The sequence below is a fragment of the Nonomuraea sp. NPDC052129 genome, from assembly GCF_040680095.1.
Taxonomy (GTDB): Bacteria; Actinomycetota; Actinomycetes; order Streptosporangiales; family Streptosporangiaceae; genus Nonomuraea.
Map to the genome: position 1 here is coordinate 16342 of NZ_JBFAVX010000052.1, position 14836 is coordinate 31177.

Below are 14836 nucleotides of genomic sequence, written 5' to 3' on the forward strand. Positions count from 1 at the left end.
GCGCCGCCCCACGGCACCCACCCGTGGGGCGCTTTCTTGCCGTCGGGGGTTTTTACTTCTTAGGGTTACGGCAAGCCCGGCTGGCCCCACCCGCCGTACAGGGCTGAGGGCCTCCAGGAATACGGCCGCTGAGCCCGCACAGGGCCGGGCGCCGTTACAAGACGGTGCAACCGTCTGGGTGCCAACAGGTGGCAGGTGTTGTCGCCAACCCCCGCCACCCAGTGCGTCAGCGGTAGGTGGCTTGGCCGGTGCCTTCCCTGATTTCGCCCAACACCCAGGCGGGCTGGTTGCGTTCGGTCAGTAGGCGGATGGACTCGTCCGCTGCCTCCTGGGCGACGATGGCGGCCATGCCGATGCCCAGGTTGAAGGTCTTGTCCATGTCCTTCTGTTCGATGCCGCCATAGCCCGCCAGGACCGAGAAGATCGGTGGCGGGGTCCACGAGGAACGGTCGAGGACGGCGTCGAGGTGGTCGGGGAGTGAGCGAGACAGGTTGCTCTCGATGCCGCCGCCGGTGATGTGGGCGTAGGCGTGGACGTCGACCCTCCGGGCCAGCTCCAGGCAGTCGAGCGAGTAGATCCTGGTGGGCTCCAGCAGCTCGGCGCCCAGCGGCCTGGCCAGCTCGGGCAGGTCGGCGTCGAGCGACAGCGACGACTCGCGCAGCACATGGCGTACCAGCGAATAGCCGTTGGAGTGCACTCCCGACGACGCCAGGCCGAGGACCACGTCGCCGGCCCGTACGCGGTCGGCGCCGAGCATCGCCGACGCCTCCACGACGCCGGTGCCCGCGCCCGCCAGGTCGTATTCGTCGGGGCCCATGGCTCCCGGGTGCTCGGCGGTCTCGCCGCCGAGCAGGGCCGCCCCGGCCAGCCGGCAACCCTCGGCGACGCCGCCCACGATCTCGGCGATGCGCTCGGGCACCACCTTGCCGCAGGCGATGTAGTCGGTCATGAACAGCGGCTCCGCGCCGCACACCACCAGGTCGTCGAGGACCATGGCGACGAGGTCGACGCCGATCGTGTCGTGCTTGCCGTATTGCTGGGCGAGCATGACCTTGGTGCCCACGCCGTCGGTCGAGGTGGCCAGCAGCGGGCGCTGGTAGCGCAGCAGGGCCGAGGCGTCGAACAGACCGGCGAACCCGCTGGCGTCGTCGACCACCTCGGGCCTGCGTGAGCGGGCCACCTTGGCCTTCATCAGGGAGACGGCGCGCTCCCCCGCCTCGATGTCGACCCCGGCGGCCTCGTACGTCGTCACGCCTTGCTCTCCAACACGAACTTGCCCACGTTGTCCTGGTCGATGGGGATGGGATAGGAGCCGTCGAAGCAGGCCCGGCACAGCCGCTCGGCGGGGATCGTGGTGGCCTTGGTCAGGCCCTCCAGCGAGATGTAGCCCAGCGAGTCGGCGCCGAGCGAGGCCCGGATCTCCTCGACGCTGAGCGAGCCGGCGATGAGCTCGGCCCTGGTGGCGAAGTCGATGCCGTAGAAGCAGGGCCAGGCCACGGGCGGCGAGGAGATGCGTACGTGCACCTCACTAGCGCCGGCCTCGCGCAGCATCCTGACGATCGCGCGCTGGGTGTTGCCGCGCACGATCGAGTCGTCGACGACGACCAGACGCTTGCCCTCGACGACCTCGCGCAGCGGGTTGAGCTTGAGCCTGATGCCGAGCTGCCGGATGGTCTGCGAGGGCTCGATGAAGGTGCGGCCGACGTAGGAGTTCTTCACCAGGCCCTGGCCGTAGGGGATGCCGCTCTCTTCCGCGTAGCCGACGGCGGCGGGCGTGCCCGACTCGGGCGTGGGGATGACCAGGTCGGCCTCGACGGGGTGCTCGCGGGCCAGCGCGCGGCCGACCTCGACCCGGGTGACCTGGATGCCGCGCCCGGCGATGGTGGTGTCGGGGCGGGCCAGGTAGACGTATTCGAACAGGCAGCCCTTCGGCTCCGCCAGCGCGAACCGGCGCGACCTGACACCGCGCTCGTCGATGGTGAGCATCTCGCCGGGCTCGATCTCGCGGGTGAACGTGGCGCCCACGATGTCGAGCGCGGCCGTCTCGGAGGCCACCACCCAGCCTCGCTCCAGGCGGCCCAGGACCAGCGGGCGGATGCCCTGCGGGTCGCGGGCCGCGTAGAGCGTCTTCTCGTCCATGAACACCAGTGAGTAGGCACCCTTGACCTGCGGCAGCAGCTCGGCCGCCGCGTCCTCGATGGACCGGTCGCGGTCCTGGGCGAGCAGCGTGGTGAGCACCTCGGTGTCGGTGGTCGCCCTGGTCGCCCCGGGAGCCAGCCGCTGGGCCAGCTCCGCGGTGTTGATCAGGTTGCCGTTGTGGGCGAGCGCGAGGCCGCCCTCGTCGGTGGAGCTCAGCGTGGGCTGCGCGTTCTCCCACACACTGGAGCCGGTCGTGGAGTAGCGGCAGTGGCCGATGGCCAGGTGGCCCCTGAGGGTGCCGAGCACCGACTCGTCGAAGACCTGGGAGACCAGGCCCATGTCCTTGTAGACGAGGATGCGGCTGCCCTCGCTGACCGCGATGCCCGCGGACTCCTGTCCGCGGTGTTGCAACGCGTACAGCCCGTAGTAGGTGAGTTTGGAGACTTCCTCGCCTGGCGCCCAGACACCGAAGACGCCGCAGGCGTCTTTAGGAGCATGGTCTTGGGGGTCCAGGTCATGGCCGAGCCGGCCGTCGCCTTTCAGCACGTGCTTCAGTCTAGGTCGGCCGCTCCCCTGCTCGCACCCGGGGGCCAGATCAGAGGGCGTGCGCCGACCGGCCGGCGTTGGATCCGTCGCGGATGATCTCTCCGGTGAGGTTGCGGTTCGCCGCGGAGCCGAGGAAGACGATCAGCGCCGCCAGGTCGTCCGCCGTCGAGAGCCGCCGGGTGGGCGTGCGGGCGGCGAGCGCGTCCGCGACCTCCTGCGGGACGGGCCGTTCGCGCTCGGTGAGGGTGAATCCGGCGGCGGCGACGTTCACCAGGATGCCGTCCTTGCCGGCCTCCCAGGCCAGCGCGCGGGCCATGCCGTGCAGGGCCATCTTGGCCGTGCCGTACGCCCCGGGGCCCGGCAGTCCCTCCTCCGCCGCACCCGACGAGACGAACACGATCCGCCCGAAACCGTTCCGCCGCATATTGGGCAGTACGGCCCCCGCGAGGATCGCGTTTCCGACCACGTTGGCGTGCAGGGCGGCCGTCCACTCAGCCGCGGGTACGTCCTCGAAGGCCATGCTGTTGGGCATGATCGTGCCCCAGCGCACGGCGTTGGCGACCAGCGCGTCCACGGGCCCCGCTTCCCACACGGCGGCGGTGATGCTCGCGTGGTCCTCAAGATCGAGGTGGATGGCCGCGGCCTTGCCCCCGGCCTGCTCCACCCGCTTGACCACCTCGGCCGCCCGTTCCTCGCCCGAGTGGTAGGTGATGGTGACGCGGGCTCCCGTGGCTCCGTAGGCGACGGCCGTGGCCGCGCCGATGCCGGACGAACCGCCGGTGACGAGCACGTGCATGATGAACTCCCTTAGTTGTTAGCCGACTAATTAGCCAGCTAACTCCATGGCGATGCCTGCCCGCAAGCCGGTTTCGCTGGGAGTGAAAGGGTCGTTAGGGCATGGCACGCAGCAGGCGGCCGAACATGTCCCGCTCGTCCGGGTCGAACGCGCTCAGCAGCTCTTCGTCCATCCTGGTCCAGATCTGTTCCACGGGTTCGCGGACGGCCTTGCCGATGTCGGTCAGCCAGACCCGGCTCGTCCGTGGCCGGTCGGGGTCGGGCGAGCGGTGCAGGAAGCCGGCCCGCTCCAGGCGCTGGATGGTCTTGGTGACGGTCGGCGGCTCGACGCCCAGCCGCCGGATGAGCTCACTCTGGGTGAGGCCGTCCTGCTGCCACAGCTGGTTGAGCAGCAGCTCCTGGCCGCTGTGCAGGCCGAGCGGGACCAAGGCCGCGGCCATCTGGTTGCGCTTCGTCTTCATGACCATGATCAACGCGTAGGTCAGGGTCTCTTCCAGCATGTCCTCATCTTGCCCGTCGCCTGCCATTTTGGCGCATGGTGACCCAAGGATGAGCGGGCTCTTACCGTGTCGCGCGGTTTTGGCGATGTCAGCCGCGAAAAGGTGAAGTATCCGGCATACAGACCCGTCGGGAGACGCAGACGTGACCACACCTGGGGATCCGAACCAGCCTCGCCCGAACGACGGCGACCCTTCGAAGGACGAGCCTCCGGAGGAGCAGCCGCGGCCCCGCCGCGAGCCGGGCAAGCCGTTCCACCCCGACCTGCCCACGGCGCCCGAGACCCCTGGTCCGGCCGAGGGTCAGGAGGGTGAGGAGGCGGAGGAGACCCAGGTGTTTCCGGCGCCGGGCGCGCGGCCGCCCTACCCGGGGTGGGACGACGAAGGAGCGGAGCCCCAGAACGGCGCACCGGGACCCACGCCGCCGTCGCGCTACGAGCCGCCGACCTCGCCCGAGGGCGAGCCCCCGCGCCATGAGCCGCCGACGCCGCCGGGTGTGCCGCCGCGCCATGAGCCGCCGACCGCGCCCCCGACCACGCCACAGGGTGGGCCGCCGCCGTCTCCGCAGGAGGAGCGGCCGTCGTTCGTGCCGCAGCCCCCGTCGTACGGGGAAACCGGGCCCCAGACCCCGTCCTATGGGGAAGGCCAGCCGCCGGGCCCGCCCCCTCGAACCGAGCCCATCCCGGCCGTGCCCGGCACCTCGCCCTCCAGCCCGTACGGCGGCCCGCCCGGCGGAGGTGGCCCCGGCTACGGCCCGCCGCCAGGGGGCGCCTACCCACCAGGGGGTTCGTACCAGCAAGGGGGTCCGTACCAGCCGTACCAGGCCGGCCCGCCCGCCCCGCCCGGCAGCGGCCTGGCCACGGCCTCGCTGGTGCTGGGCGTCGCCAGCCCGTTCCTCGTCTTCGTCTGCTTCACCGGCCTGCTCACCGCGATCCTGTCGATCGTCTTCGGCTGCGTCGCGCTCAGCAAGGGCGTGGGCAAGGGCCGCGCCATCGCGGGCATCGCGGTCAGCATCCTGGCCCTGATCCTCTTCGCCGTCGTGGCCATCTGGTTCTGGAGCGTGGTCCAGGAGTGCGGCCACCTTCCCGGGCAGCTCGCCGACCAGTGCTTCGAGAGCAAGTTCCCCTGGATGAGGCGCACCCGCTAGGAGAGCGGGAGATGGCCGGACAGGTCGGCACGGGCGCCGCTCGCTGAGACGGCGCCCTTCGCCATGGCCTCGGCCCAGGTGAGGCGGCCCAGCGCGAGCTCGATCCAGGTGCGGCCGTCCGTCTCCACGACGTTCGGGGGAGTGCCGCGTGTGTGGCGCGGCCCGGCGATGGCCTGTACGGCCGCGTACGGCGGCACCCGCACCTCCACCGTCCGGCCGGGCGCGGCGGTCGCCAGCCGGTCGAGCAGGTGGCGTACGGCCTGCCGGGCGGCGTCGCGCTCGGGCCGGAGATCCCGTTCGTAGGCGGCGAGTACGGCCGAGACCAGAGCGTCGGCCAGCGCCGAGGACGGTCCGTCGAAGGGCGGTTCGTCCAGCGCCACGAGTTGGGCGTCCAGTGCGGCCCGCATTTTTTCCGGGTCCAATTTCCGCGAAGGCACTTGACCATTGTGTCGTGGAAAGCGTTCATCGTGTCGGAGGTCCTCGTTCACCTGCGGTTTCGATGGCGGTCGTAGCGTCCCCGCCGTAAGACAGCTCATTTTTGGAGGAACTGTGGCGAACCGGTTGCTACCGCTGCTTCCCGCGCATACATCTGGACGATCGGCGATGACCTGCCGGTTCCGCTGCGGCAACGCTTGTGCGCACGACGTGGCCAACACCAGTGACAACACCTACTTCGGCGACGTGGTCGCCGAGGCGATGTCCCGCCGGGGCATGCTCCGCGCCGGCGCCCTGGGCGCTCTGGCCGCCGGGGTCGTCGGGGTCGGCGTCGCCGGGGCCGTACCGGCTCTGGCCGACCCGACGGAGCCTCCGGAGGCCGACCTCGCGGGCCACTCCTCGGGCGGCATCCGCTTCACCCCCGTGCCGCCGAACAAGGAGGACGCGCTGACCGTCGCCGAGGGCTACACCTCGGGCGTCGTCGCGCGCTGGGGCGACCCCGTGACAGCGGACGCTCCCGCGTTCGACTTCGACAAGCAGAGCCCCGAGGCGCAGGCCAAGCAGTTCGGGTACAACTGCGACTTCGTCACGCTCTTCCCGATGGGCGCCAACCGCGGGCTGCTCTGGGTGAACCACGAGTACACCAACGAGAACCTGATGTTCCGCGGCTACACCACAGGTGCCGCCGCCACCGAGGACCAGATCAAGATCGCGCTGGCCGCCCATGGCGGTTCGGTCGTCGAGATCGAGCGCGTCCGCGGCACCGGCCAGTGGAAGCTGGTCACCTCGGGCCGCAGGCGGTACAACCGGCGCGTCACCGCCCAGACGCCGATGCGCTTCAGCGGCCCGGCCGCGGGCAGCGACCTGCTCAAGACCGCCGCTGACCCGAAGGGCCGCACCCCCGTCGGCATGCTGAACAACTGCTCCGGCGGATCCACGCCGTGGGGCACCGTGCTGACGGCCGAGGAGAACATCGACCAGTACTTCGTCAACGGCGACAAGGTCCCGGCGGCGCAGCTGCCGTACATCTCCCGCTACACGATCACCACCGGTACCCCGTCGAGCAGCCGCCGCTTCGACCGCGTCGAGGAGCGCTTCGACCTGGCCAAGCACCCGAACGAGGCCAACAGGTTCGGCTGGGTCGTGGAGATCGACCCGTTCGACCCCGACTCGACGCCCGTCAAGCGGACCGCGCTGGGCCGCCTGAAGCACGAGGCCGCCAACACGACACTGGCCCGCGACGGGCGCGTGGTCGTGTACATGGGCGACGACTCCCGCTTCGAGTACATCTACAAGTTCGTGTCGAAGAACCGCTTCATCCCCGGTAACGACCGGCACAACAGGGACCTGCTCGACGAGGGCACGCTCTATGTCGCCAAGTTCACCGGCGACAGTCCCGCCGCCGAGATCGACGGGTCGGGCAAGCTGCCCTCCGACGGCGCCTTCGACGGCTCCGGTCAGTGGATCCCGCTGGTCTCGGGCAGCAAGTCGTACGTGGACGGCATGACCGCCACCGAGGTGCTGGTCTACACCCGCGTCGCCGCCGACAAGGTGGGGGCGACCAAGATGGACCGCCCCGAGGACATGGAGCGCAACCCCGTCACCGGTGGCGTGTACGTGGCGCTGACCAACAACACCAACCGCACCGCGGCGCAGGTCGACGAGGCCAACCCGCGCCCGTCCAACAAGCACGGCCACGTGCTGGAGATCGTCGAGCGGCGCGACGACGCGGGGGAGAAGACGTTCGCCTGGTCGATCCCGCTGGTCTGCGGTGACCCGAACGACGCCGCGACCTACTTCGCCGGCTACGACAAGACGAAGGTCTCGCCGATCTCCTGCCCGGACAACGTGGCCTTCGACCGGGACGGCAACCTCTGGATCGCCACCGACGGCAACCAGCTCGGCAGCAACGACGGTATGTTCGTGATGCCCGTGCGCGGCAAGGAGCGCGGGCACCTGCGGCAGTTCCTCACGGTCCCGCTCGGCGCGGAGACCTGCGGCCCGATGGTCACCGAGGACCAGCGCAGCGTGTTCGTCGCGGTGCAGCATCCGGGCGAGCTGGACGGCGCCACCCCCGACAAGCCGGCCAGCCACTGGCCCGACGGCGACCAGCCGCGTCCGTCGGTCGCGGTCGTCTGGCACGAGAAGGGCCAGAAGATCGGCGCTTGACCTGAAGTTAAGTTGAGGTCCTAGGCTGCCATGCATGAGCATGGAAATGACCGCCTGGCATCAGCTGTATTCGATGAACAACCAGACGGAGCGTCGCCCACTGTCTCGGGCGACGCTCCGTCGCGTCGGCGCCTTCGCCCGGCCGCATCGGCGGCGGGTGACGCTCTTCCTGGTGTTAAGCGTGGTGATGGCGGCCTTGGCGGTGGTCGCGCCGGTCCTCGCGGGCCGGGTCGTCGACGCGATCGTCAAGGGTGAGGCGTTCGGCATCGTGGCCGGGCTGGCGGGGTTGATCGCGGTCCTCGCCCTGGCGGAGGCCGGGCTCGGCCTGGTGACCAGATGGCTGTCGGCGGGACTCGGCGAAGGACTGATCCTCGACCTGCGTACGGCGGTCTTCGACCACGTCCAGCGGATGCCGATCGCCTTCTTCACCAGGACCCGCACGGGCGCCCTGGTCAGCCGGTTGAACAACGACGTGATCGGCGCGCAGCGCGCCTTCACCGACACCCTGTCCAGCGTGGCGGGCAACATCGTGACGCTCGTGCTGACCCTCATCGTGATGATCGGGATCTCCTGGCAGATCACGCTGCTCGCGCTGTTGCTGCTGCCGGTGTTCGTCCTGCCCGCGCGCCGGATGGGCTCCAGGATCGCCCGGCTGCGGCGTGAGGCGGCCGACCACAACGCGGCCATGGGCACGCAGATGACCGAGCGCTTCTCCGCGCCTGGAGCGACGCTGGTGAAGCTGTTCGGCCGGCCCGCCCGCGAGTCGGCGGAGTTCGCCGCGCGGGCGAGGCGGGTGCGTGACATCGGCGTGCGCACGGCCATGACCCAGTCGGTCTTCGTCACCGCGCTCACCCTGGTGTCCGCGCTGGCCCTGGCCCTCGTGTACGGCCTCGGCGGCTTCTACGCCCTGCGCGACCAGCTCGACCCCGGCTCGGTCGTGGCACTGGCCCTGCTGCTCACCCGCCTCTACACGCCGCTGACCGCCCTGGCCAGCGCCCGGGTGGACGTGATGAGCGCGCTGGTCAGCTTCGAGCGGGTCTTCGAGGTGCTCGATCTCGAACCGCTCATCAAGGAGCGGCCGGGCGCGGTCCAGGTCCCCGAGGGGCCGGTCTCCGTGGAGTTCGACGACGTACATTTCGCCTACCCCGCGGCCGAGAAGGTCTCGCTCGCCTCGCTGGAGGAGGTCGCCGTCCTCGACTCGCGTGGCGGGGTCGAGGTGCTGCACGGCGTCTCCTTCACGGCCGAGCCGGGCCAGATGGTCGCTCTCGTCGGCTCCTCGGGCGCGGGCAAGTCGACCATCGCCCAGCTCCTGCCGAGGCTGTACGACGCCGACTCGGGGACCGTGAAGATCGGCGGCGTGGACGTCCGCGACCTGACCGCCGACTCGATCCGCGACACGCTCGGCATGGTCACCCAGGACGGGCACCTGTTCCACGAGACGATCAGGGCCAACCTGCTGCTCGCCCGGCCCGAGGCCGATGAGACGGAGCTTTGGGAGGTGCTCGGCCGGGCCAGGCTGGCCACGCTCATCGAGTCCCTGCCCGACGGTCTCGACACCGTGGTCGGGGAGCGCGGCTACCGGCTGTCGGGCGGCGAGCGCCAGCGGCTGACGATCGCCCGGCTGTTGCTGGCCCGGCCCAGGGTGGTGATCCTGGACGAGGCCACCGCGGCGCTCGACTCCACCTCGGAGGCGGCCGTGCAGGAGGCGCTGGGTGAGGCGCTGCAGGGCAGGACCGCCGTGGTGATCGCGCACCGCCTGTCCACGATCCGCGCCGCCGACGTCATCCTGGTGATCGAGGACGGGCGGGTGGTCGAGCGGGGTACGCATGCCGAGCTGCTCGCCGCCGGGGGGCGCTATGAGGAGCTGTACCGCACCCAGTTCGACGAGCCCGCCACCGTCGGGGTCGCGTGAGCGGGTGCGGCTCGGTCGCTCAGGCGGCGGTCGTCTGCTCCCGCCGCTCGGCTCGCGGCTGGTTCGTCTGGCTGTCACTCGTACGGCGGGTGCGCAGGGCGTACAGGCTTACCGGGATCGCCGTCAGCACGAGCACGGCCGCCAGCACCAGCGTGAACTGGTAGGCGTCGAGGAAGGCGGCCAGCGGCGGCCGGTCACTGGCGCTCTGCCTGGAGCTCAGGACCGCGCCCAGGACGGTGATGCCGAGCAGCCCGAACACCTCGCGCGACACGTTCAGCACCCCAGAGGCGACGCCCGACCTGCCCTGGGGCATGCCGGACAGGATCGCGGCGGTCAGGGGCACCAGCAGGCCGCCGCCCAGGCCGTACAGCAGGAACCAGGGCGCCACGTCGCCGTACCCGCCGTCGGCGCCGATCCCGGAGATCATGAACAGTGCGCCGCCCATCAGCGCCATGCCGAGCGCGACGGTCGGGCCGATGCCCAGCCGCGCGCTGACCCGCTGCGACAGGATCGCCGTGACCGCCATGACCAGGGCCATCGGCACGAACGCGGCGCCGGCCTCGGAGGGGGAGAAGGCGAGCACGTTCTGCAGCCAGAGCGCGCTGAAGAAGTAGATGCCGAACACGCCGAACGACCAGATGCCCATGGTGATCAGGCCGCCGCTGAACATCCGCGCCCTGAACAGTGACAGGTCGATCATCGGTTCGGCGGACCGCGCCTCGACGAGCAGGAACGCCAGCGCCGAAGCGAGCGCGACGCCGAAGGCGGTCAGGATCTCCGGCGAGGTCCATCCGGCGCCGTCACCCTCGATCAGCCCGTAGGTGAGGGCGAACAGCGCGAGCGCCGAGGTGGCCAGGCCCGGCAGGTCGAGGCCGCGCCGTACGCGGGTGAAGGCGGGACGGACGGCCCAGAGCGCGAGGCCGAGCGTGACCAGCCCGATCGGCACGTTGATCAGGTAGATCCAACCCCAGTGCAGCCGCTCGCTGATGAAGCCGCCGGTCACCGGGCCGAGCGCCATCGACAGCGCGCCGGACGCGCTCCAGATGCCCACGGCCCGCCCGCGCTCGCCCGGGTGGGGGAAGATCTGCGTCAGCAGCGAGAGCGCCGTTGGTGTGAGCATGGCCGCGCCGAGGCCCTGCACGGCGCGGGCGACGATCAGCATGGTGCCGTCGGTGGCCAGCCCGGCGGCGAGGGACGACAGCGTGAAGATCACCAATCCGGTCGTGAACACCCGCCGGGCGCCGAACACGTCGGCCAGCCTGCCGCCGACCAGCATGAGCCCGGCGAACACCAGGATGTAGCCGCTCACGATCCACTCCAGCCCGGAGATCGTCAGCCCGAGCTCCCGCTGGATCGTCGGCAGCGCGACATTCGCCAGGTTGTTGTCGAGGTAGGTCATGAAGGTCCCGAGCGTCACCGCGGTGAGCGCCCACCAGCGCCGGTCCATGTTCGTCTCCTATACGTCGTACTTGTACGTCGTATAGTGAACTTGTACGTCGTATAGTTGTCAACCGTGATGGGAAAACTGACCGCGGCGGCCATCGTCGAGCGGGCCCTGGAGATCGGTGACGCCGAAGGGCTCGACACCGTGACGATCAGGCGACTGGCGGCCGACCTGGGCGTGACGCCGATGGCCCTCTACTGGCACTTCAAGAACAAGGACCAGCTGCTCATCGGCATGGCGGACCACCTGATCCTGGGCTTCGGGATCAAGGAGGGCGAGGACGACCGCCCGTGGCCCGACCGGCTACGGGAGCTGGTCGAGGGCCTGATCAGGGTCCTGCGCGCCCACCCGTGCGCGAAGAGCGTGCTGGAGCAGGTGGACCAGGGCGCGGTGCCCAGCTTCCTGACGGTCTGGGACCTGGCGCTCGGGCTGGCGCGGGCGGCGGGGTTCACCGTGGAGGAGTGCTGCCTGATCTCCAAATACCTGCTGCAGAGCGCCATCTCCATCGCCGACGCCCCGGTCCACTTCCGCTCGCGCCATACCTCGGAGGAGATCGCCGAGATCGTCCGGGTGAAGCGCCTGGGCCTGGAGTCCCTGCCGGCGGACCAATACCCGAACCTGGTGGAGATGGCGGGCCCGATGGTCGAGGGGATGACGGCCGGCTTCTACGACTCGTTCGGCGTGGACCTGGTCATCAGCGGCGTGGAGGCTTTGGCGGCCAGACGTTAGGGTGCTCGGCATGACTTTCGAGCTGGTCTGCGAGATCGAGCCGCCCACCACGCCGGACCTGAAGCACGTCCGGCACCAGATCGGCACGATGAGCAAGATCGCCCACTCGTTCCTCATCCCCGACAACCACATCGGCCGGGCGACCGTGTCCAGCGTGGCCGTCGCGCACGAGGTCGAGGCGATGGGCGGGCGGAGCATCGCCTGCCTCAACTCCCGCGACCGCAACCTGCTCGGCTTCCAGCGCGACCTGTTGACGGCCGCGGCCTATGGGGTCGACCAGTTCCTGTTCGTCTACGGTGACAAGCCGGCGAGCGGCAACCGGACCAGCGACCTGACCGTCCGCTCGATGATCGAAGAGGCCAGGAACTTCGACGGCGGGTTCCGCGTCGGCGCGGCGGCCGGGCTGCGTCCCCTGCCCGCCTGGAAGCGCGCGGCCGACTTCCTGTTCCTCCAGGTCGGCTTCTCTCTGGAGGCCCTGCTGCGCTGGCGCGAGGCCAACCAGGTCGATGTGCCGGTCTACGCGGGGGTGATGGTGCTGGCCAGCGAGCGCCACGCCCGCACTCTGGCGGCGGCCATCCCCGACATCGCCATCCCCGACCGGCTGATCCACGCGGTGGCGGCCGACCGCATGGCGGGCGTGGACGCGGCCTGCGAACAGGTCCTGGCCATCCGCGACTCGGGCGCCTTCGACGGCGTCCACCTGATCCCGGTCAGCCGCTACCGCGACGTGGAATCTCGGCTGGCCGCGGCTTTCCGCTGAGGCCGCTGCTCGCGGTCACCTCGGAGGCCTCGTGCGCGTCCGGTGTGACGCCCATGAAGCGCTGGATCGCGAGCATCTCGGCTTGATCGTCACGACGGTCGCGGCCGGGCCAGCGCCGCGAACAAGGCGCCCGTCAGGGCGACGGCGAACAGCATCGCGTACGTTCGCTCGAACCCGTGCATCACCTGCCCCACCGCCACCGGCGACAGCTTGGCCAGCGTCCCCGCGTACACCTGGGCCCGTTCGGCGGGCCCCACCGAGCCGGCCAGGACGCTCAGTGACACGCCCACGCTGATCACGATCCCCATGTTCATGATCATCACCCGGAACCCGTTGACCACCCCCAGGCTGCCGCGAGGCAGCGCCCGCATGACCTGCGTGGTGTTGCCGGTCAGGAACGTGCCACTCCCGCACCCGGCCACGAAGAGGCCGACCCCGATGATCCAGTACGGCGTGGCGGGGTCCGCCGTCAGCATCAGCGTGCCGAGTCCCACGGCGCTCATCAGCGCGCCGCCGATCGACACGGCATACGGGGAGATCTTCAGCGAGCCCGCCAGCGGCGAGGCCACCGCCATGCCGACCGGCACCGGCAGCACGCTCAGCCCGGCCGTGAAGGCGTCCACGCCCCTGGCCGCCTGGAAGTACAGGGCCACGACCAGGATCAGCGCCGAGCGGGCCAGCGCGTTGCAGAACGAGGCCAGGTTGGCGAAGGCCAGCAGCCGCTCCCCGAACAGCCGCAGGTCGAGCACCGGATGCGCGGCCCGCCGCTCCACCAGCGCGATCACCGGCACCAGCACCGCGAACACCGCCACCCCCGTCAGCACGGCAGGGCTCGACAGCCCGGCGGAGCCCGCCTCCGACAGGGCGATGAGGATGGCCGAGAGCGCGGCGAACACCAGGGCGTTGCCCAGCGCGTCCACCGGTTCGCGCGGACCCCGGGGCATCTTGCGTAAGATCACCGCGCCCCAGCCGAAGGCGATCAGGCCGGCCGGTACGTTCACCCAGAAGATCCACTGCCAGCCGGCCGTGTCCGCGATGAGCCCGCCCAGCGTCGGCCCGGCGAGCTGCGCTACGGAGAGGGTGCCGATGTAGACGCCCATGCCCTGGCTGAGCCGGTCGGGCGGGAACGCGTCGGTGATGATGACCGTGCCGTTGGCCAGGATCATCGCCGAGCCGACCGCCTGCAGCACGCGCATCGCGACCAGGAACCACACGCCCGGCGACAGCCCGGCCAGCAGCGAGGCGACGGTGAACAGCGCGAACCCGGCCAGATAGATCTCCCGCCGCCCCAGCAGGTCCGCCACCCGGCCGAAGAACACCAGGCTCGCGGTGTTGACCAGCAGGAACGCCAGCAGTATCCAGCCGGATTCGAACGGGCTCGCGTGGAAGTGCCGGACCACGGTGGGCAACGCGACGTTCAGGGTGCTGCCCGCGATGCCGATGAGGACGAGACCGAGACTGGTGACCGAGCACACGCGCCAGGCGTAACGGAGGCGGTCGTCGTACGCGAGGGGCATGCGGTCCACTATGACGTACGACGTACGTCCGATTTGTCGTGGGGGAGGGGGTTACCTGGCCCGCTTGCGCAACCCGTCAAGATCGTGGATCACCACGCGCCGCCGCCCGGTCTCGATCAGCCCGCGGTCCCGTAGCAGCCGCAGCGCCTTGCTGACGGCCTCGCGCGAGGCCCCGGTCCACCCGGCCAGCTCGTCCTGGGAGAGCGGCAGCGCCACGCGTACGCCGCTGTTGGTCTTCTCGCCGTAGCGCTCGGCCAGCTCGATCAGCCGGGTCGCCACCCGGCCCGTCGTGTCGAACGCCCCGTACTCGATCCGCTTCCGGTCCGCGTCGCGTAGCCGTCCCGTCACCAGCTGCATGAGCAGTACGGCGATGCGCCCATGGGCCTGCAGGAACGCGGGGAAGTCGCGGACCACGATGCCCGCGATCGGCTCCAGCGCGGTGACCGTGGCCGACCGCGGTGAGCCGTCGATGGCCGACATCTCCCCGAGCAGCCCGCCCGGCCCGCGTACGGCCAGCACCACCTCGGTGCCGCTGCTCGTGTGCGACGAGACCTTCACCCGGCCCTCGGTCAGGACGAGCACCCAGTCGGAGGTGTCGCCCTCGCTCATCACGGTCGTCCCGCGCTCCCACCTGCGAGGTCGTCCCGCGGCGCGCATTTCCTCGACCTCGTCGGCTGTGAGCATGGAGAGGAACTCGCCGGGATCTGGGTTCATGCGCCGATTATGTCGGTACGGTCAGCGCCCTT

At 70.5% G+C, this 14836-nt stretch carries 13 protein-coding genes; 5 read left to right on the forward strand and 8 right to left on the reverse strand.

Annotated features, from left to right (window positions below; translation table 11 throughout):
• Positions 1-226: 226 nt before the first annotated feature.
• From purM to AB0L53_RS55755, 4 genes are all read right to left on the reverse strand, one after another.
• Positions 227-1252, reverse strand: coding sequence for a phosphoribosylformylglycinamidine cyclo-ligase (gene purM, locus AB0L53_RS55740; RefSeq protein ID WP_364014091.1), 1026 nt, complete (start codon positions 1250-1252; stop codon positions 227-229).
• Positions 1249-2685, reverse strand: coding sequence for an amidophosphoribosyltransferase (gene purF / locus AB0L53_RS55745; RefSeq protein ID WP_364014094.1), 1437 nt, complete (start codon positions 2683-2685; stop codon positions 1249-1251). Before purF ends, purM begins: the two co-directional genes overlap by 4 nt.
• Before the next feature lie 49 nt (positions 2686-2734).
• Entirely contained in the window at positions 2735-3481 is a 747-nt protein-coding gene (locus AB0L53_RS55750; RefSeq protein WP_364014097.1) for an SDR family NAD(P)-dependent oxidoreductase, read from the reverse strand.
• Positions 3482-3575: 94 nt separating this feature from the next.
• Positions 3576-3980 carry a MarR family transcriptional regulator gene (locus tag AB0L53_RS55755; RefSeq protein ID WP_364014099.1) on the reverse strand — a complete coding sequence of 135 codons (405 nt, stop codon included), beginning with the start codon at positions 3978-3980 and terminating at the stop codon, positions 3576-3578.
• A gap of 142 nt (positions 3981-4122) precedes the next feature.
• Between AB0L53_RS55755 and AB0L53_RS55760 the strand changes: the two genes are divergently transcribed.
• Positions 4123-5124 carry a DUF4190 domain-containing protein gene (locus AB0L53_RS55760; protein ID WP_364014102.1) on the forward strand — a complete coding sequence of 334 codons (1002 nt, stop codon included), beginning with the start codon at positions 4123-4125 and terminating at the stop codon, positions 5122-5124.
• Here the strand turns inward: AB0L53_RS55760 and AB0L53_RS55765 are convergent.
• On the reverse strand, positions 5121-5531 hold the full coding sequence (locus AB0L53_RS55765; protein WP_357939646.1) for a sterol carrier family protein: 411 nt from the start codon (positions 5529-5531) through the stop codon (positions 5121-5123). The genes AB0L53_RS55760 and AB0L53_RS55765 overlap by 4 nt on opposite strands.
• Positions 5532-5727: 196 nt before the next feature.
• On the opposite strand from AB0L53_RS55765, the gene AB0L53_RS55770 reads away from it, so the two are divergent.
• The gene (locus AB0L53_RS55770; protein ID WP_364014105.1) at positions 5728-7728 is read left to right on the forward strand and encodes a PhoX family phosphatase; all 2001 of its coding nucleotides are present in this window, start codon (positions 5728-5730) and stop codon (positions 7726-7728) included.
• Positions 7729-7762: 34 nt separating this feature from the next.
• Entirely contained in the window at positions 7763-9640 is a 1878-nt protein-coding gene (locus AB0L53_RS55775; protein WP_364014107.1) for an ABC transporter ATP-binding protein, read from the forward strand.
• 19 nt (positions 9641-9659) lie between these two features.
• Here AB0L53_RS55775 and AB0L53_RS55780 read toward each other — a convergent pair whose 3' ends face one another.
• Positions 9660-11087, reverse strand: coding sequence for an MFS transporter (locus AB0L53_RS55780; protein WP_364014110.1), 1428 nt, complete (start codon positions 11085-11087; stop codon positions 9660-9662).
• Positions 11088-11156: 69 nt separating this feature from the next.
• On the opposite strand from AB0L53_RS55780, the gene AB0L53_RS55785 reads away from it, so the two are divergent.
• Both AB0L53_RS55785 and AB0L53_RS55790 read left to right on the forward strand, forming a co-directional pair.
• A complete protein-coding gene (locus AB0L53_RS55785) occupies positions 11157-11813 on the forward strand; it encodes a TetR family transcriptional regulator (protein WP_364014194.1) in 657 nt (218 codons plus the stop codon).
• A 10-nt stretch (positions 11814-11823) separates the two neighbouring features.
• The gene (locus tag AB0L53_RS55790) at positions 11824-12573 is read left to right on the forward strand and encodes a methylenetetrahydrofolate reductase (protein WP_364014113.1); all 750 of its coding nucleotides are present in this window, start codon (positions 11824-11826) and stop codon (positions 12571-12573) included.
• An 89-nt stretch (positions 12574-12662) separates the two neighbouring features.
• Here the strand turns inward: AB0L53_RS55790 and AB0L53_RS55795 are convergent, their stop codons facing one another.
• On the reverse strand, positions 12663-14090 hold the full coding sequence (locus tag AB0L53_RS55795) for an MFS transporter (RefSeq protein WP_364014116.1): 1428 nt from the start codon (positions 14088-14090) through the stop codon (positions 12663-12665).
• A gap of 51 nt (positions 14091-14141) precedes the next feature.
• Positions 14142-14804 carry a Crp/Fnr family transcriptional regulator gene (locus AB0L53_RS55800; protein WP_357939658.1) on the reverse strand — a complete coding sequence of 221 codons (663 nt, stop codon included), beginning with the start codon at positions 14802-14804 and terminating at the stop codon, positions 14142-14144.
• Between the last annotated feature and the right edge of the window lie 32 nt (positions 14805-14836).